The following is a 24409-nucleotide window of genomic DNA, read 5'->3' as shown; positions in this document are numbered from 1 at the left end:
TCAGAGCGGAGAGTGGTTGTTGCGGATCATGAGGGCGGAGCGCAGGCCGGTGATGTCCAGGACGCGCAGCAGGAAGTCACCGACGTGGGTGAGCACCAGCAGGCTCTGGGCGTGACTGGCCTTGCGGCTGAGCACCACGAGGGTGCCGAGCCCCTGCGAGTCGCAGAAGGTGACGCCACCGAGATCGAGGACGATGCGGGGCGGCGGATCGGAGAGGACCTCGTTCACCGCGCTGGAGAGCTGGACTGCGGTGAGCATGTCGATCTCACCGACCAGGCGCAACATCACTTCGTCGGCCGTCCGGTGTACCGTGATGGATAGTTCGGCACGATCCACCCGGTCAGCCTAGCGCGAACCGGGTGGCCTGGCCTGCCGAGGCCGATCCGGCCCCCCCCGGCCGGGACCGGGCCGGGGCCGGGGTGAGTCTGGTAACCCTGACCAGGGGTGGTTGTCGATCGGCCCCCTGGCGCTGACACAATGGCCGCATCGTGACGGATACGTACCCTGCCGGATCCGGCCGTTACCCGGCCGACGCACCGGCCTCCGAGGCCCTGTTCGACCGCGCCCGCGCCATCGTGCCGGGCGGGGTGAACTCCCCTGTGCGCGCCTTCCGTGCCGTCGGTGGCACCCCGCGCTTCATGGTCCGGGGGGAGGGTCCCTGGCTGTACGACGCGGACGACCGGCGCTACGTCGACCTGGTCTGCTCCTGGGGGCCGCTGATCCTCGGCCACGCGCATCCCGGGGTGGTCGAGGCCGTCCGGGCCGCTGCCGCCCGGGGCACCAGTTTCGGCACCCCGACCCCGGGCGAGGTCGAGCTGGCCGCCGAGATCGTCGACCGCACCCCGGTCGAGCAGGTCCGGCTGGTCAACTCCGGCACCGAGGCGACCATGTCGGCGATCCGGCTGGCCCGGGGCTTCACCGGCCGGTCCAAGATCGTCAAGTTCGCCGGGTGCTACCACGGCCACGTGGACGCGCTGCTCGCCGCCGCCGGGTCCGGCGTGGCCACCCTCGGCCTCCCCGACTCGCCCGGCGTGACCGGCGCGGCGGCCGGCGAGACGATCGTGCTGCCGTACAACGACCTCGCCGCGGTGGAGGAGGTCTTCGCCGCCGAGGGGCCGCACATCGCCGCGGTGATCACCGAGGCCGCCGCCGGCAACATGGGCGTGATCGCCCCCCGGGACGGCTTCAACTCCCAGCTCGCCCGGATCGCGCACGCGCACGGCGCCCTGCTGGTCGTCGACGAGGTGATGACCGGTTTCCGGGTTTCCCGCTCCGGCTGGCACGGCCTCGACCCGGTCGACGCCGACCTGTTCACGTACGGGAAGGTCATGGGCGGTGGGCTCCCGGCCGCGGCGTTCGGCGGACGCGCGGAGATCATGACCCGGCTGGCCCCCGCCGGCCCGGTCTACCAGGCCGGCACCCTCTCCGGTAACCCGCTGGCCTGCGCCGCCGGACTGGCCAGCCTGCGGCTGGCCGACGACGCCGTCTACCGTCGGCTCGACGAGACCGCCGCCACCGTGGGCAGGCTCGCCGCCGACGCGCTGGCCGCCGCCGGGGTCCCGCACCGGCTGTCGTGCGCGGGCAACATGTTCTCGATCTTCTTCACCGACGCCGACGTGGTCGACTACGACAGCGCCCGCACCCAGGACGTGCCGGCGTTCACGGCGTTCTTCCACGCGATGCTGGCCGGCGGGGTCTACCTGCCGCCGAGCGCGTTCGAGGCGTGGTTCGTGTCGGCGGCGTTGGACGACGCCGCCCTGGAGCAGATCGCCGCCGCCCTGCCGGGCGCGGCGAACGCAGCGGCGTCGGCAGGCCACGGGGGGTAGGTGCGGTGAGCAGCAAGACGGTGGTCCACGTGCTGCGGCACGGCGAGGTGCACAACCCGGACAAGATCCTCTATGGCCGGCTGCCCGGTTTCCGCCTCTCCGAGCTGGGCGTGCAGATGGCCAAGGCCGCCGCGCAGGGCCTGGCCGACCGGAACGTGGTGCACGTGGTGGCCAGCCCGCTGGAGCGTGCCCAACAGACCGCCGAGCCGATCGCCGCGCAGTTCGGTCTCCCGGTCGGGGTGGACGAGCGGCTGATCGAGAGTGCCAACTGGTTCGAGGGCAAGAAGGTCTCGCCCGGTGACGGCTCCTTCCGCGACCCCCGTAACTGGTGGGTGCTGCGTGACCCGGTCACCCCCTCCTGGGGCGAGGCGTACCGGACGATCGCCGAGCGGATGTTCGCCGCCCTGCACGCCGCCCGGGTCGCCGCCGAAGGGGGCGAGGCGGTCTGCGTCTCCCACCAGCTCCCGATCTGGACGCTGCGCCGGCACGTCGAACGCAAGCGGCTCTGGCACGACCCGCGCCGCCGGCAGTGCGGGCTGGCCAGCCTCACCTCGTTCCACTTCGAGGGAGCGAAGATCGTCGGGGTCGGGTACTCCGAGCCGGCCGCCCACCTGATCGCGATGTCGCCGACCGCCAGGACAGCCAAGGGAGCCTGATGAACGCCCGGAGGTGGACCGCCGCCCTGCTCGCCACCGCCACGACGGTGGTGCTGGCCGGCTGCGCCGCCGGGGGCGACGAGCAGCGTTGCGTGACCCGGGACGGCTTCCTGGAGTGCGCCCCGGACCAGCGCGGCGCCGCACCGAAGGTCTCCGGGGAACTGCTCGACGGGAGCAGTTACGACGTCGCCCGGGACCGGGGCACGGTCGTCGTGATCAACTTCTGGGGTTCCTGGTGCAACCCCTGCCGGGCCGAGGCCGACGACCTGGAGAACACCTACCAGGCGACGAAGGCGGCCGGGGTCACCTTCGTCGGCATCAACGTGACCGACAGCCGGGACAAGGCGAAGGCGTTCGAGAAGACCTACAAGGTCACCTACCCGAGCCTCTTCGACCCGCCCGGCCGGACCGCCCTGGACTTCGAGATCGCGCCGAACGCGATCCCGGCGACCATCGTCCTCGACCGGGAGGGACGGGTGGCGGCGTTGCGTCGCGGCGCGGTCATCCAGGAGGCCCTGCAACCGGTCGTCGAGCGGATCGCCGCTGAGGACGCCCGCTGATGGGTGAGACCTTCCGCACCCTCGCCGAGAGCGGTCCGCTGCTGCTGGCGATCGGCGCGGCGGCCCTCGCCGGGCTGGTCAGCTTCCTCTCGCCCTGCGTGCTGCCCCTCGTTCCGGGTTACCTCTCCTACGTCACCGGCCTCGCCGGCGCCGACCTGGAGGGCGGGGCCGGTGGCAGCAGCGGCCCCCGGTCACCGGAGCCGGCCGAGGACGGGTCCCCCGGCGGTGGCGGCACCGCGCTCGCGGTGCGGCAGCGGGCGTCGACCGCCGCCGTGAAGGGACGGGTCCTCGCCGGCACGTTGCTGTTCATCGCCGGCTTCACCGCGGTCTTCACCGCCACCGCGATCCTCTTCGCCAGTGTCGGCAAGGTCCTCTTCGCGTACGAGCGGGCGCTGGAGATCGGCATCGGTGTGCTGGTCATCGTGCTGGGGTTGGCGTTCGTCGGGGTGCTGCCCGGCCTGCAACGGGAGTTCCGGATCCACCGGCTGCCGTCGGCCGGCCTGCTCGGCGCACCCGTCTTCGGCGCGGTCTTCGCGCTGAGCTGGATGCCCTGCACCGGGCCGACCCTCGGTGCGGTACTCGGCATGGCCGCGGCCGGTGGGCAGACCGACCGGGCGGTGGTGCTCGCCGTGGCGTACTGCTTCGGGCTGGGTCTGCCGTTCGTGGTGTTCGGGCTGGCGTTCCAGCGGCTGCTCGGCGTCTTCCTGCTGATCCGCCGCAACAGCCGCTGGGTCACCCGGATCGGCGGGGCGCTGCTGGTCCTGATCGGCCTGGCCCTGGTGACCGGAGGGTGGCAGAGCTTCGTGATCTGGTTGCAGACCACCTTCGGGGTGGGCGAGGTGAGCATCTGATGACGGCCGTCGACGACCGGCCCGCGACGTCGCCCCCGCCGACCCCGCGTCGCCCCAACCCCCTGCTGGCCCTGCTGCGCAACTCGTGGCGGCAGCTCACCAGCATGCGTACCGCGCTGGTGCTGCTCTTCCTGCTCGCGGTCGCCGCCGTCCCCGGCTCGGTGCTGCCGCAGCGCGGGGTCAACCCGGAGGACGTGGACGACTTCTTCGTCGAACACCCCGACCTGGCCCCGGTGCTCGACCGGATCGGCGGGTTCGAGGTCTTCGGCTCGGTCTGGTTCTCCGCGATCTACGTGCTGCTGTTCACCTCGCTGGTCGGCTGCATCGTGCCCCGGCTCCGCGACCACGTGCGCGCGCTGCGGGCCGTACCGCCGGCCGCGCCGAAGCGGCTGGAGCGGCTGCCGCAGCACGCGGTCCTGGCCGACCACGACGGCGGCCCGGAGGCCATCGCGGCGGTGCTGCGCCGCCGCCGGTGGCGGGTGGTGGTCCGGGGCGACGAGGTCTCCGCCGAGAAGGGGTACCTCAAGGAGACCGGCAACCTGCTCTTCCACACCTCGTTGATCGCGGTGCTGGTCGGGGTGGCCCTCGGCTCGTGGTACGGCTGGAGCGGAAACCGGCTCCTGGTGGCCGGCGCGGACAACGCCTTCTGCAACACCCAGTTCCAGTACGCCGAGTCGAAGCTCGGCTCCCGGGTGCAGAGCCCGGACCTGCCGCCGTTCTGCATGACCCTGGAGGACTTCGAGGCCCGGTTCCTGGAGTCCGGGCAGCCGGAGTTCTACAACGCCACGGTCACCGTCACCGAGGACGGACGCGAGCCGCGCCGGGAGGAGTTCTCGGTCAACTCGCCGCTGCGGCTCGACGGGGCCAACGCCTACCTGCTCGGCCACGGCTACGCGCCGATCATCCGGTACACCGACCGCAACGGCGACACGCAGACCTCGACGGTGCCCTTCCTGACCATGGACACCACCCTCACCGGTGAGGGCCTGGCGACGTTCCCGGACGTCAACGCCGACCCGACGACCGGGAAGCGGGACCCGAACCTCCAGATCGCCTTCGAGGGGCTCTACCTGCCGACCGCGCCGGGCGCCCCGCCGTACGTCCGGTCGGATCACCCGACCGAGCGGAACCCGGCGGTCTTCCTGATCGCGTACCGGGGGAACCTCGGGATGGACGCCGGCATCCCCGGCTCGGTGTACCAGCTCGACCAGCGGCAGGTCCGCAACGGCAAGCTCACCCAACTCGGCGACGCGAAGCTGCTCAAGCCGGGCGAGAAGTGGACGCTGGACGACGGCACCACGGTCGAGTTCCTCGGCACCGAGCCGTTCATCACCCTCTCCGTCCGGTACGACCCGGGCTCGACGCTGATGCTGGTCAGCTGCGGGGTGCTGCTGGTCGGCCTGATGGGCTCGCTCTTCGGCCGGCGGCGACGGGTGTGGTTCCGGGTGCTCCCGGCCGGTGCGCCCGCGCCCGAGGTGGCCGGGCGGGATGTCACCGCCCCCGCCGGGACATCCACGACGCGCGGTAGTAGTTTGGTGGAGGCCGGGGGGCTGCCGCGTACCGAGTACCCCGGGTTCGCCGCCGAGTTCACCCAGCTCGTCGACGAGATCCGGGGTGTCGGTGGAGCCGGTGGCGAGCACCGGCCCGGGGGCGGCGACGACCACCCTGCCCCGGTCGACGGCGACGTCGGCCGGACCACCGAGGCCGGCGGCACCGGTCGGGCCGCCCCGGGCCCGCGAGAAGGGACCGAGTGATGTCCGCGCTCTCCGATCAGCTGGTGACCTTCGCGATCCTCGCGTACCTGGTCGCGATGATCTGTCACGCCGTCGAGTACGCCCTCGGCAACGCCCGCACCCGGGCGGTGGCCCCGACGCCCGCCCGCGAACTGGTCGGCGCGGCGGTCGGCGGCTCCGGCGCCGGCCCGGCCGCCGGGGAAACCCCGGCCGGTGGAGACGCCCCGGCCGGTCCGACGGTTCCCGCGCGTTCCGCGCGTCCGGGCGGACGTGCCCGGCTCGCCGGCCGGCTCGCGGTGGTCGCCACCGTGGTCGCCGCCCTGCTGCACCTCGCCGGCCTGGTCACCCGGGGCATCGCCGCCGACCGGATGCCCTGGGGCAACATGTACGAGTTCGTGCTGACGGTCTCGTTCATCGGCGTCGCCGGCTGGCTGGCGGTGCTCTGGAAGCGTCCGTCGCTGCGCCGCCTCGGGCTGTTCCTGACGCTGGTCATGGTGCTCCTGCTGGCCACCGCCGAGCTGGTGCTCTACGTGCCGGTGGTGCCGCTGGTGCCGGCCCTGAACTCGTACTGGTTCGTCATCCACGTCTCGACGGTGGTCTTCGCCTCCGGCCTCTTCCTGCTCGGCGTGGTGCCGGCGGTGACGTACCTGATGCGGGCCGGGTACGAGCGCGGCAAGCGCAGCTTCCCGTACACGCTGGCGAAGCGGATGCCGGCGGCGGACAGCCTGGAGCGGCTCACCTTCGCCCTGCACGCGTTCGCCTTCCCGGTCTTCACCTTCGCGGTCATCGCCGGGGCGATCTGGGCCGAGGCGTCCTGGGGTCGGCCGTGGGGCTGGGACCCGAAGGAGACCTGGTCGTTCATCTCCTGGGTGATCTACGCCGGCTACCTGCACGCCCGGGCCACCCCGAGCGTGAAGCGCAACGTGGCCACCTGGATCGCCGTGGTGGGCTTCCTGACCATGCTGATGAACCTGTTCGGTGTGAACATCTTCTTCGAGGGCCTGCACTCGTACGGCGGCCTGGACTGATCGCGTCCGGACGGCACTTCTCGGCCCGGGTGGGCCTGGTGCGCCCTGGCTAGGCTGCCCGCATGGCCCAGCCGCAGTCGTCGCGCCGTCCGGAGGTCGTCCTCTCCCTGCCGTTCACCGGACCGTGGTCGGTCAGGAACAGCCCGGCTCGGCGGATCCCGAGTCACGGGACGGAGCTGTTCGGCCAGCGTTACGCCATCGACTTCGTCGCGGTGGACGATCGCCGCCGGACCGCCGACCGCCGGGACTGGCGGACCGTCCTCGCCACCGAACCGGCGGATCGGTTCTTCGCCTACGGCCGACCGCTCCTGGCACCCGTCGACGGCACCGTCGTCGAGGTGCACGACGGCGAGGTCGACCACGCCGGACGACGGTCCCAACTGGCTCTCGTGCCCTACCTGCTGGGGCAGGCGGCACGGGTCCGGCAGGGAGTGCGCGCGGTGGCCGGCAACTACCTGATCATCGCGGTCGGAGCCGGTGGCCCCTTCGTCGCTCTCGCCCACCTGCGGGCCGGTGCCATCCGGGTCACCACCGGCGAGCAGGTGACGGTGGGGCAGCACGTCGCGGACTGTGGCAACTCCGGCAACTCGACCCAACCGCATCTGCACCTCCAGGTCACCGAGAGCCGGGACCTCTCCGTCGCCGAGGGGGTCCCGATGGCGTTCCGGCGGTTCCGCGAAGGGTCCCGCGACGGGAAGCAGTTCCGGATCAGGGAGTACGCCCTGCCCGCCGAGGGGGCGGTCGTCGAGCCGCTACCGACCGCCGCTGCCTGAACCGGGCCGGACGGCCCGCTCCGCCGGCCGAACCCGGGTCGGCTCCCTCCGGGTCCGCTCGACCGCTCCGGGTCCGCTCGACCGCTCCGGGTCCGCTCGACCGCTCCGGGTCCGCTCCAACCGCTCCGGGTCCGCTCGACGGCTCCCCGGTCCGCTCGACGGCTCCCGCGGGTGGTGGGGGTCGGGTGGGGTGGTGCTTCGGCCGGTGCGGGACACTGGGGGTATGGCGGTTCGTGGCTTCCCGTACACCGATCTCAAGGACTTCCTGAAGGCGCTGGAGCGCGCGGGGGAACTGCGGCGCGTGAGCGTGCCGGTGGACCCCTCGCTGGAGATCAGCGAAATCGTCACCCGGACGGTCCGGGCGGACGGGCCGGCGCTGCTCTTCGAGCGTCCCACCCGGGGCGAGATGCCGGTGGCGGTGAACCTCTTCGGCACCGAGAAGCGGATGGCGATGGCGCTCGGCGTCGAGTCGCTGGACGAGATCGGCGACCGGATCGGCGCCATGATCAAGCCGGAGCTGCCGGTCGGCTGGTCCGGCATCCGGGACGGGCTCGGCAAGGTTATGCAGCTCACCTCGCTGCCCCCGCGCAAGGTGAAGACCGCCCCCTGTCAGCAGGTGGTGTACCGCGGCGACGACGTCGACCTCAACCGGCTGCCGGGCTTGCAGGTGTGGCCCGGGGACGGCGGGATCTTCCACAACTACGGGCTGACCCACACCAAGCACCCGGAGACCGGCAAGCGCAACCTCGGGCTCTACCGGCTCCAGCAGCACAGCCGCAACAGCATCGGCATGCACTGGCAGATCCACAAGGACTCCACCGCCCACCACGCGGTCGCCGAACGGCTCGGCCAGCGGCTGCCGGTGGCCATCGCCATCGGCTGCGACCCGGTGGTCAGCTACGCGGCCAGCGCCCCGCTCCCCAGCGACATCGACGAGTACCTGTTCGCCGGCTTCCTGCGCGGCGAGCGTACCGAGATGGTCGACTGCCTGACCGTGCCGCTCCAGGTGCCGGCGCACGCCCAGGTGGTGCTGGAGGGCTACATCGAGCCGGGTGAGCGGCTGCCGGAGGGGCCGTTCGGCGACCACACCGGCTTCTACACGCCGGTCGAGCCGTTCCCGGTGATGCACGTCGAGACGATGACCATGCAGCGCGACCCGGTCTACCACACGATCGTCACGTCCAAGCCGCCGCAGGAGGACCACGGTCCCGGCAAGGCCACCGAGCGGATCTTCCTCCCGCTGCTGCGGATGCTGATCCCGGACATCGTCGACTACGACATGCCGGCCGCCGGGGTGTTCCACAACTGCGTGATCATCTCGATCCGGAAGCGCTACCCGAAGCACGCGCAGAAGATCATGAACGCGGTCTGGGGCGCTCACCTGCTGTCGCTGGCCAAGCTGATCGTCATCGTCGACGAGGACTGCGACGTGCACGACTATCACGAGGTGGCGTTCCGGGCCTTCGGTAACGTCGACTACTCCCGCGACCTGCTGCTCACCGAGGGGCCGGTGGACCACCTGGACCACGCGTCGTACCAGCAGTTCTGGGGCGGCAAGGCGGGCATCGACGCGACCCGCAAGCTCCCCACCGAGGGCTACACCCGGGGCTGGCCCGAGGAGATGACCATGTCGCCGGAGGTCGTCGCCCTGGTCGACAAGCGCTGGAAGGAGTACGGCATCCGATGACCGCGGTCACCGAACGACCCGGTCGGGTGACCTCGTTCCTCCGGCTCGTCGCGATCGAACACTCGGTCTTCGCGCTGCCCTTCGCGTACCTGTCCGCGCTGACCGCGATGCGCGTCGACGGGGGGCGGGTGCGCTGGGTCGACCTGCTGCTGATCACCGTGGCGATGGTCGGCGCGCGGACGTTCGCGATGGCCGCCAACCGGATCATCGACCGGCGGATCGACGCGCGGAACCCCCGTACCGCCGGGCGGGAGCTGGTGACCGGGGCGGTGAGCGTGCGGACGGCCTGGACCGGCGCGGTGGTCGCGCTGGTGGTCTTCCTCGCCGCCGCCGCCCTGCTCAACCCGCTCTGCCTGGTGCTCGCGCCGCTGGCCGTGGTGCCGCTGGTGCTCTACCCGTACGGCAAGCGGTTCACCGACTGGCCGCACGCGATCCTCGCCGTGGCCCAGGCGGTCGGCCCGGTCGGCGCGTGGCTCGCCGTCACCGGCACCTTCGCCGGCTCCTGGCCGGCCTGGCTGCTCGGCGTCGCGGTGGGCCTCTGGATCGGCGGGTTCGACCTGATCTACGCCTGTCAGGACGCCGAGGTGGACCGGGAGATCGGCGTCCGCAGCGTCCCCGCCCGGTTCGGGCTGCGCTTCGCCCTGCACGCCTCGACGGTGGCGCACCTGGTGACCTTCGCGCTCTTCGTCTGGTTCGGGGTGCTGGTCGGCTTCGGCTGGCCGTTCTGGATCGGACTGGCGCTCACCGCGCTCGCCTTCGGCTACCAGCACGTGGTGGTCGGCCCGACCGACCTGAGCCGGGTCAACCGGGCGTTCTTCACCGCGAACGGGTTCGTCGGCATCGCCCTCTTCCTCTTCGCCCTGCTCGACCTGGTGCTCCGGCTGAACCTGCGCGCCTGAGCCGCCTGCGGCACGTGCTCTCGGCGCGGGGTGCCCCAGCCCCGTGACCACGGCGGCGGGCGGCGGGCGGTGGGTCAGGACACGGGGTAGCGGGCGCTCTCCCGGGACCAGTCGATGGTGCCGCGGACCGAGTTCGCCACCGCGTCCAGGTGGACGGCGACCGCTGCGTCCAGCCCCGGGCCGAACGACGGCACCGCCGCGCGCAGCGCCACGAAGCGGTCCATCGTCGCCTGCCACCGGTCGGCCACCACGGAGACCGCGGTCCCGACCGGCACCCCGTGCTGGTGCGCGGTGACCAGCACCAGGTTGTGCCCGCCGGCACCGGCCCGGTCCCGCTCCAACGAGACCACGTCGTTGAACCAGGAGAGCAGGTCGTTCGCGGTCTCCGCGATCCGGACCAGCAGCGGGTGGTGGTAGACGGCGTCCGGCAGCACCTGCCCGGTGGCGAACTCCACCAGCGCGTACGAGACGTACGCCGCCGAGGTGGCCCGGCGCAGCGGCAGGTACTCGTCGACCGTCGGCACCCGACCGGCGGCCTTGTTGACCGACTCGCGCCACACCCCGTCCAGGTGGTGCGACATCGCGTCGGTGAAGCGGACCCGCCACCGGCCGGGCATCCGCGCCCGGGGCGCCCGCCAGGCGTCCACCAGCATCCGGCGCAGCGGACCGGTGAAACCGGGGTGTCGCGAGCGTGGGCCGGTCCGCAGCAGCCTCAGCACCCCCTGCCGCAGCCCGTCCACCTCCTCCGGGGTGGAGCGGCGCGGCCCGTCGCAGAAGTCGTCGACCAGGAAGAACCAGGTGAACAGGGCGGCGAGGGTGCGCAGGTCGGTCGCGCCGGCGTCCGGGTAGATCCGGCCGGCGTACCGGGCGATGCCGGCCCGGTCCAGCCGGTCGAGGGCGACCCGGTCCAGCGGCAGGTCGAACCGGGCGACCCAGCCGGCCAACCACTCCTGGGTCGCGTCGGCGTGCGGGGACAGGCGGGGCGGGATGGGGCAGTCGAACCGTGGCGATCCGAGGGATCCGTCGGTCATCCCCGATTCCTTCCCCGCTGTACGTTATGCACCCCGCAGCATGCCAGGTGCAAACGCTCTCCCGTCAGCCGGCCCGGCGGCGGTGCCGGGTTCGTCCGGGCGGGGCGGTGGGCACCCCGGCCGGGCGACCAGGCACGCTTGTCGGTATGCGCGAACCATGGGTGGTCGGGGTCTCCGGGGCGTCCGGTACGCCCTACGCGGCGGCGGTCCTGCGCGGGCTGCTCGACGCCGGGGCGGCCGTCGACCTGATCGTGTCCCGGGCGGCCCGGTTGACCGTCCTCGACGAGACCGGCCGGCCGTTCCGGGACGGGCACTGGCGCGACGACCTGGGCGACTGGCTCGGACGCGACCTCGACGGGGCGGACCTGCGGTACTGGTCCGCCGGCGACCTGGCCGCCGGCCCGAGCAGCGGTTCCTACCGGGTACGCGGCATGGCGGTGGTGCCGGCCAGCACCGCGGCCTGTGCGGGCATCGCGATCGGCCTGTCCAAGGATCTGTTGCAGCGGGCCGCGGAGGTCAACCTCAAGGAGCGGCGGCCGGTGGTGGTGGTGCCCCGGGAAACCCCGGTGACCCGCAGCCACCTGGAGCACCTCGTGGCGTTGCTCGACGCCGGGGCGGTGGTGCTGCCGGCCAGTCCCGGCTTCTACGGTGCCGGGGCGTCCGCCTCCGCCCAGCAGTTGGTCGACTTCGTCGCCGGCAAGGTGCTGGACGCGTTGGGCGTACCGCACACGCTGTTCCGCCGGTGGTCCGGAGAACTCGGCTCGGCCCTGACCTGACCTGCCGGCCCGACGGACGGGGCACGCGGACCGGCGGCGTGCGTCCGGTGCGCGTGCCCCGTCCCCCGGTCAGTACATGCCGGCGTTGGCCGGACCCGGGCCGGTGGAGGCCGTCGGTCCGACGTTGCGTGGCCGGTTCGCCACGTCCTCCCCCTCGTCGAGCATGCCCTCCCCCTCCAGCAGCGCCCGCACCTCGGATTCCCGAAAACGGCGATGCCCGCCTGGAGTCCGGATGCTGCCGATCCGGCCGGCCGCCGCCCATCTCGTCACGGTCTTCGGGTCCACCCGGAACAGCGCGGCCACCTCGCCCGGTGTCAGCAGGCGATCTCCAGTGTCCACAGCCCCCTCCTCGCATCGACGAAGCCCTCGGCTGAACACACTGCCCCCGGCCGGTGCGAGCCCAGAGCCGTCATGAGGGACGTATGGCAATTACAGCACCGGCGAGGTGACGCGGTCCGCCAAACGCGAAAAAAGCACTGGTTGGGAACGGAGGAACGGTCGGACGTCCTGGACCGCCCCGACGCCGCCGTTCGTCGTCCGGACACGTGACGTCAGGATGCCCCACGCCCGCCGGTTCCGGGCACGCTCCGACGACTAGGGTCACCTTCTGTGGACGCCATCGACCTGAGGCTCGTGGAGCTGCTGCGGGGCAACGCCCGCCTGTCGTACGCCGAACTGGCCCGCCAGGTGGGTCTCTCCGCTCCCGCCGTGCACGAACGGGTCGGCAAGCTGGAGGCGAGCGGGGTCATCCGGGCGTACCGGGCGGAGGTCGAGCCGGAGTCGATCGGGCTCGCCGTCACCGCCCTGATCGGCATCGTCGAGGACTCCGCCGCCGACACCGACGACGTGCTGGACGCCCTGCGGCAGATGCCGGAGATCGAGTCCTGCTACTTCATGGCCGGGGTGGAGTCCTTTCTGCTCAAGGCCCGGGTGACCACGATCGCCGAGCTGGAGCGGCTCATCGTCCGACTCAACCGCACCCCCGGGGTGGCCTCCACCCGCACCGGCATCGCCCTGTCGACGAAGTGGGAGAACCGCCCCCAGCCGGGCACCCCGCCCGCCGGCTGACGCGACGCCCGGTAGGCCTGATCCACTCCAGTCCGGCAAGGTCGCGCCGTCCGGAGCGCCGGTTGCCACCGTTACGCCAGAACGGAGTGGGTCGAGGCCCGCCGCGCGGTGGCGCGGTACGGTGCGGCGCTGGCCGTCGAGGCCGCCACCCGCGCCGGCGGGCCGCCGGTACGTGAGGTGACCGGTACCGCCCGGACGGGATGGTTGCTAGTTTCTCGGCGTGACTCATCTCGACCGGTGCGACGAGGCTGTCCGGGCGTGGGTGACCGAGACGATCGCTGCCGTGGAGGCGGACGCGAACCGGTCGGCCGACACACACCTGCTGCCGTTCCCCCTGCCGAAGGAGTGGGGGGTCGACCTCTATCTCAAGGACGAGTCGGTGCACCCGACCGGCTCGCTGAAGCACCGGCTGGCCCGCTCGCTCTTCCTCTACGGGCTCTGCAACGGCTGGATCGGCCCGAACACCACGATCATCGAGGCGTCCTCCGGCTCGACCGCGGTCTCCGAGGCGTACTTCGCGCGCATGCTGGGACTGCCGTTCATCGCGGTGATGCCCGCCTCCACCTCGCCCGAGAAGATCAGCCAGATCGAGTTCCAGGGCGGCCGGTGCCACCTGGTCGACGACCCGGCCAAGGTGGTCGTCGAGGCCCGCTGGCTGGCCGAGGACGCCGGCGGGCACTTCATGGACCAGTTCACCTACGCCGAGCGGGCTACCGACTGGCGGGGCAACAACAACATCGCCGAGTCGATCTACGCCCAACTCGGCCTGGAGCGGCACCCGGTGCCGGCCTGGATCGTGGTGGGCGCGGGCACCGGCGGCACCGGTGCCACCATCGGCCGCTTCACCCGGTACCGGCGGCTGTCCACCAAGCTCTGCGTGGTCGACCCGGAGAACTCCGCGTTCTACCCCGCCTGGCAGGCGGCGGACTGGTCGGTCCGTACCGGCCGGGGTTCCCGGATCGAGGGGATCGGCCGGCCCACGGTCGAGGCGTCCTTCCTGCCCAGCGTGGTCGACCGGATGGTGCAGGTGCCCGACGCCGCCTCGCTGGCCGCGATGCGGGCCGGTTCGGCGGTGCTCGGCCGGCGGGTGGGTGGCTCGACCGGCACCAACCTCTGGGGCGCGTTCGGGCTGATCGCCGCCATGCTCGCCGAGGGGCGGACCGGTTCGGTGGTGACGCTGATCTGCGACGCCGGTGACCGGTACGTCGACACGTACTACGCCGACGACTGGGTGGCCGCACAGGGACTGGACCTGACCCCGCACCTGGCCACCGTCGAGCGTTTCCTGAAGTCCGGCGCCTGGCCCACCGACTGACCCCCGGTCGTCGCGCCCGCGAAGTCCCCGGTCGTCTCACGCAGGTCGGCACGGTCCGGGCCAGGTGACAGGGCAGGGACCGGCCGCCGGCCGCCGTCGATCAGTGGCCGGCATCGATCCGGTCGGCGAGGCCCGGGTAGTGGCGGACGTAGCCGTCCTGGTCGACGTCCAACTCGGCGGTGAAGTCGCCGCTGGCGAAGCGGACCCGGCCCCCGCCGAGCGCGGTGTAGGTCTGTTCGGCGGGCAACACCAGCAGACTCGGCACCAGCACCCAGACGACCTCGATCTGCCGCTCGGTGCCCGGCGCGGCGTCGCGCAGCCCGAGCCGGCGGACCGGGAGGCTGTTGAACAGTGGCGATGCGCCGAGGTCGACGTCGACCGCGTCGGCCAGCCGGTCGGGGTCGTCGGTGCCGGGCAGTCCGACGGGTGGTCGGCCGGCGGCACGGAGAGCGGCGTCGAGGTCGCCCTGCTCGTTGGTCACGACCCGCCAGCGGTCGGGCTGCCGTTCCAGCCGGACCCCCCGCGACCAGCCTGCCCCCTCGACGTCGACCTCCAGCCGGACGGTCGCCCACTCCGGCGTGGTGGTCAGGGTGTAGCGGCAGGTGTACGGGAGGGTGTCGACGGCCAGCGCGGTCCCCCGGGCGGTGAGACCGTTCCCGTCGTCCAGCAGGGTGTGTTCGCCGCCGGCGGTGTCGACCCGGTTCCAGAACAGCGACTTCGGCATGGTCGGCATGAGCCGGACACTACGGCAGGACCGCACCGCCGGCACCCGGGTCGCGGGAGAGCATCGCGGTCGCACCGCGACGACGCGGACGCCGCCGTGGCATGTTGCACCACGGCGGCGTCCGATCGATCCGGTGGACCCGGAGTCTCAGTGGGTACGCGCGGGAGCCCGTCCGCCATATCCGCGCTGGTCGTCGCTGCGGCCGCCGTACCCCCGCTGGTCGTCGCCGCGACCCGGGTAGCCCCGGCGGTCGTCGGTCCGGCTGCGGTAGCCGGGACGATCGTCGGTGCGGCTGTGCTGGCCGGCGCGGTCGTCGCCGAAGCGCCGCTCGTCGCGACCGGTCGACCGGGTCTCGGGCCGGTCGGCCCAGCGCTGCCCGCCCGGACCCGCCCGGTGCTCGCCCTGGGCGCCGTAGCCACGGCCACCGCGGCTGTCGCGGTCGCCGAACCGGGCCTCCCGGTCACCACCGGACCGCTGTCCGCCGCGGCTGTCCCGCTCGCCGCCGAACCGCTGTCCGCTCCGGCCGTCCCGGTCGCCGAACCGCCGGGGGCCGCCCGGACGGTCGCCGAACCGGCGCGGCTCCTGCGGCTCGTTCGACACCGGCACCCCACTGGGCTGCCGGGCACCGGTCAGCTCGGTCAGCTCCGGGTCACCGGCCCGGACCCGCAGCTGGCCCGGCTCGACGCCGGCCTTCTCCATCATCGCCAGGGTGGTTCGGCGCTGCTTCGGCAGGACCAGCGTGGCCACCGCGCCGGACTCGCCGGCCCGCGCGGTACGCCCGGCCCGGTGCAGGTAGTCCTTCGGGTCCTTGGGCGGGTCGACGTGCACCACGAGCGAGACGCCGTCGACGTGGATCCCCCGGGCGGCCACGTCGGTGGCCACCAGCACGTTCACCCGGCCCTCGCGGAACTCGGCCAGGGTGCGGGTACGCATCCGCTGGGTCTTGCCGCCGTGCAGGCCGCCGGCCCGGACGCCGACCGCGCCGAGCTGCTCCACCAGGCGGTCCACCCCGAGCTGGGTACGGGCGAACATCATCGTCCGGCCGGAGCGGGCCGCGATCGACGCCGCCACCGGGAACTTGTCGTGCGGCGGAATCAGCAGCAGGTGGTGGTCCATCGTGGAGACCGCGGCGGTGGCCGGGGCGGTGGAGTGCGTGACCGGATCGGTCATGAACCGCTTGACCAGCGAGTCCACGTCGTTGTCCAGAGTGGCCGAGAAGAGCAGCCGCTGGGCGTTGGCCGGCGTCTTCGCCAGCAGCTCGGTGACCTCCGGCAGGAAGCCCATGTCGGCCATCTGGTCGGCCTCGTCCAGGACGGTGACCTCGACGTCGTCGAGGTGGCACACCTGCCGCGAGATCAGGTCGCCGAGCCGGCCCGGCGTGGCCACGATGATCTCCACACCGCGCCGGAGGGCGTCGATCTGGCGGTCGTAGGGGACCCCGCCCACGGCGGTCTTGAGGAACACCCCGACCGCCTTGCCCAGCGGCGCGAGGGCATCGTTGACCTGCATGGCGAGTTCCCGGGTGGGCACCAGCACCAGGGCCCGGGGGCGCAGCGGCCGGGCCCGTTCACCGGCGGCGATCCGGGCCAGCAGCGGCAGGCCGAAGGCAAGGGTCTTGCCGGAGCCGGTCTGGCCCCGGCCGAGCACGTCCCGCCCGGCGAGGGCGTCCGGCACGGTGGCCCGCTGGATCTCGAACGGGCTGGTGATGCCCTGCCGGGCCAGGACCCGGACGAGCTGCTGGGGGAGCCCCAGGGTGGCGAAGTCGACGTGCTCGCCGCCGTCGGCGGGGGCGGTCTGGTCGCCGGTGGTCACCAGCGGGGTCTCGAAGGCGGACGGGGGCGTGCTGAGGTCAGCAAAGGTCGTCAAGAAATACCTCTCCAGCGGGGCGCATCTTCGCGATGGCCCGCCGCGGATGGGTACGCCGCCGGTTCGCCCGCAAGATCGCCCAAGGGCACGCGACTACGCGCACCGGGTCAATGATCAATAGACAGTGTACGGCGACCCGCACGGTCGGCAACCGCACCGCGACGGGGTAGTGGGCGGGCTCACCCCGGAGCGGTCGGCTCCGGGGTCACCGCCCGCCACCGACTCACCCGTTGATCAGGTTGTCCATCAGGCCACCCATCGCGTCGTTCGCCATCAGGGCCACCACCACACTGATCGCCACCAGCAGCGCGAGCGAGGCGGCCAGCACGATCACCACCCGGGCCGTACGGGGTCGCTCGGTGGGGGTGTCGGCCCAGCCCTGGGCGAGGATGTGCCCGGTCAGGGACCCGGTGTTCTCGACCGGGTTCCCGGTCGGCAGGGCGACCGTGGCGAAGCCGGGTCCCTCGGTGACGGATCCGCCGTAGACCGTCCCGGACCGGGCGGACGTGCCGGCACGGTCGTCGGCGTCGTTTCCGGTCGCCGGGGCGGCGGGGATCCCGTTGGACGGCAGGTGGTGCACCGGCCCGCCACTGGTGGGCGCCAGGGGCGGGTACCCGGTCGGTGCCGACCGGGCCGTCGGATCGGCCCCGGTGCGTCCGCCGGGCTCGGTCGGCGGCGGCCAGGTCGGCAGGGCCGGCTCCGGGACGAACGGCGCAGTCGACGCGGAAGCCGGTCCGGCCGGCGGTGTCGCCGTGCCGAAGGTGGACGGGGCCCAAGCTGTCGTCGGAGCCGTCGGGCCTGTCGGGGCCGATGGTGTGGCCGGGCCGGAGGTCGGGGCGGCCGGTGGAGCCGAGGTCGGCGGTGCCCACGGCGCGGACGGAGCGGAGTTCGGGCTCCACGAGGCGGGAGGCCCGGAGGCCGGTGGGCTCCACGAGGCGTGAGGTCCGGAGGCCGGTGGGCTCCACGAGGCGTGGGGCCCGGAGGCCGGTGGGCTCCACGAGGCGGGGGGAGCCGAGGTCGGTGCGGCCCACGACGCGGGAGGCCCGGAGGCCGGTGCGGCCCAGGACGCGGGGGGAGCCGAGGTCGGTGGGGCCCACGGCGAGGACGGGCCCGAGGTGGGGGCAACCGGGGGCGGAGGTGTCGGGACCGGGTGGCCGCCCCGGACGACCGGGGAATCCGGTACGCCAGCCGGAGCCGGAGCCGGATCGACGCTCGGCGGAGCGGTGGACGGAGCCAGCGATCCGGGGACGGCGGCGCTACCGGTCACCCGTGCCGGCACCGGAGCGGGGGCGCCAGCGGCAGGGGCCGGACCACCGGAGACCGGGGCGGTGGAGGCGGGCGTACCCGGGCTCGGGGCGGCGGAGGCCGGAGGCGGCGGGAACGGCGGTGCCGGCATCGGTCCGGGCGGTGACGGCGACGGGGGGATCGGCGGGCCGGGCGGCGGTGCGGGCGGTGTCGGTGTCGGTGGCACCGGACCGGGCGGCGTGGGCGCCGGAGGCTTCGGCAGCGGCGGCACCGGAGGCTCGGGTACCGGCTCGGGGCGCGGTTCCGGGGCCGGCGTGGGGGCGGGCAGCGGCTCGGGGCGTGGTTCCGGGACCGGCGTGGGAGCGGGTACCGGCTCGGGGCGTGGTTCCGGGGCCGGCGTGGGGGCGGGCGGGGGCGGCGGCTCCGTCGGTACGGGCGGCGCGACGGGTTCCGGCTGCCGGGCGGACGGAGCACCGGCGGGTGCGCTGGCGGGTGCGCTGGCTTCCGGGGACTCGGCGGGCGTGGACCGGTACACCTTCGCCCCGCCGGTGCGTACCCCGGCGGCGATACCGGCCTCCTGCGGTGACATGCGTTGCAGGCCCGGCACGGCGGCGCTGGCGCGGGCCGGGGAGGCGGGACCGCGTTGGGCCGGCACGACGGGGGTGTCCGGCGTACCCCGGGGTGGGCTGGCGATGCTGGCCCGCCCCCGAGCCGGGGCGACGGTGTCCGGTCCCGGCCGCGGCCCGGCCTCGGGAAACTCGCCGGTCGGCGTCGCGGTGCTGGTCGGCGCGGTGTCGGGTGGCTGCTGCCGGGGTGCGGCGGACGCGCTGCCGGCACTGCCCGGCGCGGACGGGTCCGGTGCGGAGTCGCCGGCACCGGGTGGACCGGTCCGTGGGCGGGACCCGGCACCTGACTCGACGGTCTCGGCCGGACCCTGCTGCTCGCCCATGTTCGTCCTCCGTGCTCGCACCCGGACCCCTGGCGCCGAGCCGGGAGTGCCTGGCTCTCACGGTGCCACATTCCGGTCCGGCCGCACAGCCGGAGTTCGGTTACCGGTCAGCCACCGGTGCTCGGGCTCGCGGATCCGCTCCGCGTCGGGCTGCCGCTGGGCTCTCCGGTGCTGCTGGCCGAGGCGCTCGGCTCGCCGCCGCCGGTGCTGCTCGCGCTCGGCTCCGGCTCGGTCGAGGCGCTCGGCGTCGGGGTGACCGACGGGGTCGCCGTGGGCGTGGGGTCGGGCGACGTGGACGGCGTGCCGGTCGGCTTCGGGGTCGCGCTGCCGGTGGGCTTGGGCGTGACCGAGTTGGTGGGCTTCGGGGAGGCGGTGTTCGTCGGCTTCGGGGTGGGCGACGTGGTGGGCGGCGGCGGGGTCGCTCCCGGCACCGGCACCGCGTCGATGACCCGGGTGGCCGCGTACAGCCGCGACCAGCGGACGGTGGAGATCTTCACCACGTCGCCGGTGGTCGGTGCGTGCACCATCTTGCCGTTGCCGATGTACATGCCCATGTGATGGATCGTCGTCCAGCTGCTGCCCGAGGCGTAGAAGAGCAGGTCGCCGGGGAGTAGAGCGCTGCGGCTGACGGTCCGCTGCCTGGTGTCGTTGTACTGGTCGCGGGAGACCCGGGGGAGGCCGAAGTGGTCGGCGCCCTTCGACCGGTACGCCGCCCAGATCAGGCCGGAGCAGTCGAAGCGGTCCGGCCCCTCGGCCGCCCAGAGGTAGGGGTCGCCGAGCTGTGCCAGGGCGTACCGGACGGCGGCCATGGCGCGCGGGTGGGAGGTGAGCCCGTTGGCGGTCGCGCCCTGGATGTACTGCTCGCCGAGCTGCTGCTCGGCGGCCTCCTGCTGCCGCTCGATCTCGGCGAGCTGGGCGGCGTTGTCCTTCCGCAGCTTGAGCAGGGCGGCTTCCTGGGTGCGGTAGTTCCGCTGGACGGTGGCGAACTGCTCCGTCGCGGTCCGCAGCCGGCCCTCCGCCGCCGTGTACGCCTGCTGGGCGGCCTGCTCGGTGGTGCGGGCCCGGTTCAGTTCGCCGGTCGCGGCGGTGGTGGTGCCCTCCACCTGCTCGCCCCGGTAGATCCGCTCCAGCACGCTCAACCCGTGCAGGTCCGCCGCGAGGCTGCCCGGGGGCAGTTTGGCGGCGGTCTTCACCGCCTCGGCCGCAGCGGCGTCGGCCTCCCGCTGGGCGACGGCGAGGGTTTCGCGGGCGAGCTTCAGGTCGCGGTCGGCGGCGGCGAGCTGGGTCTTCGCTTCGGTCTGGAGTTGTTCGAGCTTGAGCAACTCCTGCCCGAGCAGGCCGACCTGCGCCTCGGCGGCGGCGATCTGCGCGGCGAGCGGGCCGGTGCCGACCGGGGTGATCGGGGCGGTGCCGAGCGGGCCGTTGCCGCCGGGCACCCCGCCGGGCAGGTGCAGCGGCCCGGCCAGGACCGGACGGGTACCGGTGTCCGGGACGGTCTGGGGCAGGGCGGGGTCGGCGAAGACCGGCGTGGCGATGGCCGCCGCGGCGACCAGCCCGAGCAGCGCCGACCAGAGCCCGGGACGCAGGACCGGCGACACCAGCGGTGTCCTCCGTCGCGGTCGTCGCGTGCGCGTGGTGTCGGTCATTCCGCTTCCCGTCCGGCTGTCGGCCATTCCGCTCCCCGTCCGGCGTGGTGAAGCCGCGCTCTCGAAGAGCGCGGCGTCCGGACGCGGGTTGCGCGTCCTACTTTGTCTTACCTGAATGTTTCAGCTGTGTCGATGGTGGGACGGTAACGACAACCTGAGAGTCCGGTGAAGTACGTCGCTGCCGGTGCCCACCCCCGACGGTAGGGGAGGCGCGCGACGTAGGCTCGACCCGACAGAGGTGGAAGGGACGGGCTTTCAATGGACGCCGGACTCAAGCGCGAGCTCGAAGCCAAGGTGTACGCGGGTGAGCGGCTGACCCGGGAGGACGGCATCGCCCTCTACGACAGCGACGACCTCACCTGGCTCGGCCGCCTGGCCCACCACCGGCGTACCGAGGGCAACGGCGACCGGGTGATGTTCAACGTCAACCGGCACCTCAACCTGACCAACGTCTGCTCCGCCTCCTGCGCGTACTGCTCGTTCCAGCGCAAGCCGGGCGAGAAGGACGCCTACACGATGCGGATCGACGAGGCCGTCCGCAAGGCCAAGGAGATGGAGGACGAGCAGCTCACCGAGTTGCACATCGTCAACGGCCTGCACCCGACCCTGCCCTGGCGCTACTACCCCAAGGTGCTGCGCGAGCTGAAGGCGGCGCTGCCGAACGTCAAGCTCAAGGCGTTCACCGCGACCGAGGTGCAGTGGTTCGAGAAGATCAGCGGCCTGCCCGCCGACGCGATCCTCGACGAGCTGATGGACGCCGGCCTGGAGTCGCTGACCGGTGGCGGCGCGGAGATCTTCGACTGGGAGGTCCGGCAGCACATCGTGGACCATGCCTGCCACTGGGAGGACTGGTCCCGGATCCACCGGCTGGCCCACGGCAAGGGCATGAAGACGCCGTCCACCATGCTCTACGGCCACATCGAGGAGCCCCGGCACCGGGTGGACCACGTGCTGCGGCTGCGCGAACTCCAGGACGAGACCGGCGGGTTCGTGGTCTTCATCCCGCTGCGCTACCAGCACGACTTCGTCGACTCGGCGGACGGCAAGGTCCGTAACCGGATCCAGGCGCGGACCACCATGGCCTCGCCGGCCGAGTCGCTGAAGACCTTCGCGGTCTCCCGGCTGCTCTTCGACAACGTCCCGCACGTCAAGTGCTTCTGGGTGATGCACGGGCTCTCGGTGGCCCAGCTCTCGCTGAACTTCGGCGTGGACGACCTGGACGGTTCGGTCGTCGAATACAAGATCACGCACGACGCCGACTCCTACGGCACGCCGAACACCATGCACCGCGACGACCTGCTCCACCTGATCTGGGACGCCGGGTTCCGCCCGGTCGAGCGGAACACCCGCTACGAGGTCGTCCGCGAGTACGACCCGGCCCCGTCGCTGGCCGAGCGGCGTTCCGAGCCGCAGCAGGTGTGGGCCTGACCGCCGCCGGGCCGGTCGCCGTCGGGCGGCCGGCCTGCTCACGTACCCTGCAAGCGTCATGAGCGAACGCGACGAGACGCCGGTCGGTTTCCCCCGGCGGGACGCTGACGGGCGGGTCGTCGCCCTGGGCGACCTGCTCGGGGTGACCCTGGCCGGCGTGGTCATCGGGCTCCTGGCCCTGGTGCTGTTCGACTGGACGTTCGAGCTGATCGGCTCGGGAGACTTCGGCCAGGCCAACGGCTGGCTCGCGGTGATCCTGCCGGCCTGGCTCTTCCTGGAGGACTTCCGGGCCTGGAGCTTCGGGGCCGCCCGGGTGGTCGCCGCGCTGGTCGCCGCGGTGCTCGGGGTGGCCGGGGGCCTGCTGGTGGCGGGCCTGGCCGACGGGTGGCCGCCGCTGGGCTCCGGCGCGCTGGCGGCGACGGTCTTCACCGTCGTCTACGCGACCGTGTGGTTCAACGGCGTGCACTGGCTGGCCCGCAGGACGGGCTGACCGCCGGCCCGCACGGGCTGGACAGCTGGCCCGTCAGGCGGCCCGGACACCGGCCCGACGGACGGGCCGAGACCTCTCGCCGGGCACCCGTCCGGCGCGGGAGAACGGAGTGGGAACGTGAGCGCGGCGGGCAAGTACACGCTGGGCCGGATCGGGCTGTTCACTGTCGTGCTGCTCGCCCTCTGGCCGGTCGAGCTGAACATCTTCATCAAGCTGATGGTGGCGCTGGCCTTCTCCGCCGCGCTCGCCTTCTTCCTGCTGCGCGGCTGGCGGGACGAGATGGCCGAGGAGATGGCGACCGCGGCCGACCGCCGCCGGACCGAGAAGGAGCGGCTCCGCTCCGCCCTGGCCGGCGAGGACCAGGCCGACAGCACGCGGGGGGCGGGGCCGGACGCCCCGTCCACCGACGAGCCCCGCCGCTGACCGCGTAACCGTCGGGGTCCGCCCGGCCCGGCGGACCGGGCCGGGCGGACCCCGACGATGCGACCGGTGACCGACTACCAGTTGGTGGAGCCGGCCGGGCGGGCCGGCCAGGGGCGGTCGACCGGCTTGATCAGGTAGGCGATGCCCCCGGGGCCGCCGGCGACGCCACCGCTGGCCGTGGTCCGCTTGGTCCGCAGCCAGATCTGCTCGAACTGCTCCCGCTTGTAGACGTTGCGCACCACGTCGTTGCTCGACGACGCCGGGTCGTTGACGATCACGTCACCGTCGGCGGTGAAGCCCACCACCACGAAGAGGTGGCCGGCGGTGCCGTAGTTCGCCCCGTCGAGTTCGCTGGCCAGGAAGGACTGGCTGGTCACCACCGGGATGCCGGCGGCGATGAATCGCTCCAGCTCGTCCAGCGAGTGCAGTCGGGTGACGCGTCCCTCCAGGCCCCGGAAGCTGGCCGCGTACGCGGTGTTGAAGGGCCAGTTGCCGGCCCCCGCGTAGGTGTAGTCGTAGACCATCCGGGCGGCGTGGTTCACCGTCGGGTCCGGGTACGTCGGGTCGACCCACGCGGTGTCCCGGGCGCTGGGCCGGCGGCCCCAGTACTCCACCACCATCTCGGTCGAGGTGGGCGAGCACCAGGCCTGACCACCGCCGTCGTACTCGGGGTAGTGGCCGGAGTGGACCATCTGCGAGTACCGGGGCACCGGCAGCTCGACGCCCCAGGCGATGCGCCCGGCGCTCGGGGTGACGGTGAACCGGTCGGGGACGTGTGAACTCATCGCGCCGGCCATCCGTACCACCGGGGACACCCACTGGTCGGTCGCCCGGTACAGGGTCAGCCGGAGCTGGTACTCGCGCAGCAGCGGTGCGGTCGCCGCGTTCCGGACGGAGAGGGTGTCGGTCCAGACGTCGGAACGCCCGTCCCCCTGGTCGTCGACGCTGGCCCGCCGGATGTCGGCGTCCCCCGAGGCCCAGCGACCCATGACGTACCACGGGGTCTGGACGTCGTCGGCGTAGCGGCCCTGCACCTCGACCTGGATCCAGGTGCCGGCCGGGGTGGTCGCGTTCCAGGAGGCGATCATCTCGCTCGCGTCGAAGCCGATCCGGGTGACCGGCGAGGTCCACGTGCCGTACGCCCAGGTGCGGGTGGTGCCGGTGTGCGGGTCCTGGTAGGTGGTGGTGCCGGCCGGGATGCCGAGGGTGAGCCCGGCCGGGGTGACGACCGTGCCGGCGGTGCTGCCCCGCCGCCACTCGCCCGGCCCGGTCCAGTCCTGCCAGGTGATCTGTTCGTCGTGGGTGGTCTGTCCCCTGCGGTCGGCACCCGGGGCCGCGACGGTGGCGGTGGCGGTGCTGGCGAGGAGGGCGAACGCGGTGACGCCGACGACGGCGACCGCGCGCAGACGTGGTCCGGCCATGGAAGCTCCGCTGC

23 protein-coding genes are annotated in these 24409 nt (G+C 73.2%); 15 read left to right on the top strand and 8 right to left on the bottom strand.

Annotated elements, in window-relative coordinates; genetic code table 11:
• Window positions 1-336 (bottom strand): STAS domain-containing protein, encoded by a 336-nt coding sequence (locus AB0F58_RS04090; RefSeq protein ID WP_357137584.1) that lies wholly within the window; start codon window positions 334-336, stop codon window positions 1-3.
• 152 nt (window positions 337-488) lie between these two features.
• Between AB0F58_RS04090 and hemL the strand changes: the two genes are divergently transcribed.
• From hemL to mqnP, 9 genes are all read left to right on the top strand, one after another.
• Window positions 489-1826, top strand: a complete 1338-nt coding sequence (gene hemL / locus AB0F58_RS04085; protein ID WP_357137581.1) for a glutamate-1-semialdehyde 2,1-aminomutase — start codon at window positions 489-491, stop codon at window positions 1824-1826.
• Between the two features lie 20 nt (window positions 1827-1846).
• Window positions 1847-2482: a histidine phosphatase family protein gene (locus AB0F58_RS04080; protein ID WP_357138680.1), complete on the top strand. Its 636-nt coding sequence runs from the start codon at window positions 1847-1849 to the stop codon at window positions 2480-2482.
• Entirely contained in the window at window positions 2482-3042 is a 561-nt protein-coding gene (locus tag AB0F58_RS04075; RefSeq protein WP_357137579.1) for a TlpA disulfide reductase family protein, read from the top strand. The genes AB0F58_RS04080 and AB0F58_RS04075 overlap by 1 nt, the downstream gene beginning before the upstream one ends.
• Complete coding sequence (locus AB0F58_RS04070; RefSeq protein WP_357137576.1) at window positions 3042-3893, top strand: cytochrome c biogenesis protein CcdA; 852 nt, start codon at window positions 3042-3044, stop codon at window positions 3891-3893. Before AB0F58_RS04075 ends, AB0F58_RS04070 begins: the two co-directional genes overlap by 1 nt.
• Complete coding sequence (locus AB0F58_RS04065) at window positions 3893-5647, top strand: cytochrome c biogenesis protein ResB (RefSeq protein ID WP_357137574.1); 1755 nt, start codon at window positions 3893-3895, stop codon at window positions 5645-5647. Before AB0F58_RS04070 ends, AB0F58_RS04065 begins: the two co-directional genes overlap by 1 nt.
• A complete protein-coding gene (gene ccsB, locus AB0F58_RS04060) occupies window positions 5647-6654 on the top strand; it encodes a c-type cytochrome biogenesis protein CcsB (RefSeq protein WP_357137571.1) in 1008 nt (335 codons plus the stop codon). The genes AB0F58_RS04065 and ccsB overlap by 1 nt, the downstream gene beginning before the upstream one ends.
• 62 nt (window positions 6655-6716) lie before the next feature.
• Window positions 6717-7427 (top strand): M23 family metallopeptidase, encoded by a 711-nt coding sequence (locus AB0F58_RS04055; protein ID WP_357137568.1) that lies wholly within the window; start codon window positions 6717-6719, stop codon window positions 7425-7427.
• A 223-nt stretch (window positions 7428-7650) separates the two neighbouring features.
• A complete protein-coding gene (locus AB0F58_RS04050) occupies window positions 7651-9114 on the top strand; it encodes a menaquinone biosynthesis decarboxylase (RefSeq protein WP_357137565.1) in 1464 nt (487 codons plus the stop codon).
• The gene (gene mqnP / locus AB0F58_RS04045) at window positions 9111-10013 is read left to right on the top strand and encodes a menaquinone biosynthesis prenyltransferase MqnP (protein WP_357137563.1); all 903 of its coding nucleotides are present in this window, start codon (window positions 9111-9113) and stop codon (window positions 10011-10013) included. The genes AB0F58_RS04050 and mqnP overlap by 4 nt, the downstream gene beginning before the upstream one ends.
• 74 nt (window positions 10014-10087) lie before the next feature.
• Here mqnP and AB0F58_RS04040 read toward each other — a convergent pair whose 3' ends face one another.
• Window positions 10088-11044: a terpene synthase gene (locus tag AB0F58_RS04040; RefSeq protein ID WP_357137559.1), complete on the bottom strand. Its 957-nt coding sequence runs from the start codon at window positions 11042-11044 to the stop codon at window positions 10088-10090.
• Window positions 11045-11190: 146 nt separating this feature from the next.
• Here AB0F58_RS04040 and AB0F58_RS04035 point away from each other — a divergent pair, with 146 nt between their 5' ends.
• Entirely contained in the window at window positions 11191-11820 is a 630-nt protein-coding gene (locus AB0F58_RS04035; protein WP_357137556.1) for a UbiX family flavin prenyltransferase, read from the top strand.
• A 69-nt stretch (window positions 11821-11889) separates the two neighbouring features.
• Here AB0F58_RS04035 and AB0F58_RS04030 read toward each other — a convergent pair whose 3' ends face one another.
• Window positions 11890-12159, bottom strand: a complete 270-nt coding sequence (locus AB0F58_RS04030) for a BldC family transcriptional regulator (RefSeq protein ID WP_088981116.1) — start codon at window positions 12157-12159, stop codon at window positions 11890-11892.
• Between the two features lie 270 nt (window positions 12160-12429).
• On the opposite strand from AB0F58_RS04030, the gene AB0F58_RS04025 reads away from it, so the two are divergent.
• Entirely contained in the window at window positions 12430-12888 is a 459-nt protein-coding gene (locus AB0F58_RS04025) for an Lrp/AsnC family transcriptional regulator (RefSeq protein ID WP_357137553.1), read from the top strand.
• Between the two features lie 220 nt (window positions 12889-13108).
• Window positions 13109-14203 carry a PLP-dependent cysteine synthase family protein gene (locus tag AB0F58_RS04020; RefSeq protein WP_357137551.1) on the top strand — a complete coding sequence of 365 codons (1095 nt, stop codon included), beginning with the start codon at window positions 13109-13111 and terminating at the stop codon, window positions 14201-14203.
• Between the two features lie 100 nt (window positions 14204-14303).
• Here AB0F58_RS04020 and AB0F58_RS04015 read toward each other — a convergent pair whose 3' ends face one another.
• From AB0F58_RS04015 to AB0F58_RS04000, 4 genes are all read right to left on the bottom strand, one after another.
• The gene (locus AB0F58_RS04015) at window positions 14304-14936 is read right to left on the bottom strand and encodes a putative glycolipid-binding domain-containing protein (RefSeq protein ID WP_357137548.1); all 633 of its coding nucleotides are present in this window, start codon (window positions 14934-14936) and stop codon (window positions 14304-14306) included.
• Window positions 14937-15074: 138 nt separating this feature from the next.
• The gene (locus tag AB0F58_RS04010; RefSeq protein WP_357138677.1) at window positions 15075-16739 is read right to left on the bottom strand and encodes a DEAD/DEAH box helicase; all 1665 of its coding nucleotides are present in this window, start codon (window positions 16737-16739) and stop codon (window positions 15075-15077) included.
• 277 nt (window positions 16740-17016) lie between these two features.
• Complete coding sequence (locus AB0F58_RS04005) at window positions 17017-17373, bottom strand: hypothetical protein (RefSeq protein ID WP_357137545.1); 357 nt, start codon at window positions 17371-17373, stop codon at window positions 17017-17019.
• Between the two features lie 1721 nt (window positions 17374-19094).
• Window positions 19095-20633, bottom strand: coding sequence for an NlpC/P60 family protein (locus AB0F58_RS04000; RefSeq protein WP_357137542.1), 1539 nt, complete (start codon window positions 20631-20633; stop codon window positions 19095-19097).
• 258 nt (window positions 20634-20891) lie between these two features.
• On the opposite strand from AB0F58_RS04000, the gene mqnE reads away from it, so the two are divergent.
• The 3 genes from mqnE to AB0F58_RS03985 all read left to right on the top strand — a co-directional run bounded on the left by mqnE (window position 20892) and on the right by AB0F58_RS03985 (window position 22974).
• On the top strand, window positions 20892-22061 hold the full coding sequence (gene mqnE / locus AB0F58_RS03995) for an aminofutalosine synthase MqnE (protein WP_357137539.1): 1170 nt from the start codon (window positions 20892-20894) through the stop codon (window positions 22059-22061).
• A gap of 58 nt (window positions 22062-22119) precedes the next feature.
• Window positions 22120-22551: a hypothetical protein gene (locus AB0F58_RS03990; protein WP_357137537.1), complete on the top strand. Its 432-nt coding sequence runs from the start codon at window positions 22120-22122 to the stop codon at window positions 22549-22551.
• Between the two features lie 117 nt (window positions 22552-22668).
• Window positions 22669-22974 carry a DUF4229 domain-containing protein gene (locus tag AB0F58_RS03985; protein WP_357137534.1) on the top strand — a complete coding sequence of 102 codons (306 nt, stop codon included), beginning with the start codon at window positions 22669-22671 and terminating at the stop codon, window positions 22972-22974.
• A 74-nt stretch (window positions 22975-23048) separates the two neighbouring features.
• On the opposite strand, the gene AB0F58_RS03980 is transcribed toward AB0F58_RS03985, so the two are convergent.
• Entirely contained in the window at window positions 23049-24395 is a 1347-nt protein-coding gene (locus AB0F58_RS03980) for a C39 family peptidase (protein WP_357137531.1), read from the bottom strand.
• Window positions 24396-24409: the final 14 nt, after the last annotated feature.

This window comes from Micromonospora sp. NPDC023956, from assembly GCF_040639195.1.
Classification (GTDB): domain Bacteria; phylum Actinomycetota; class Actinomycetes; order Mycobacteriales; family Micromonosporaceae; genus Micromonospora.
Note: the sequence above shows the minus strand (reverse complement) of the source record. Positions and strands in the feature narration are given on the sequence as shown.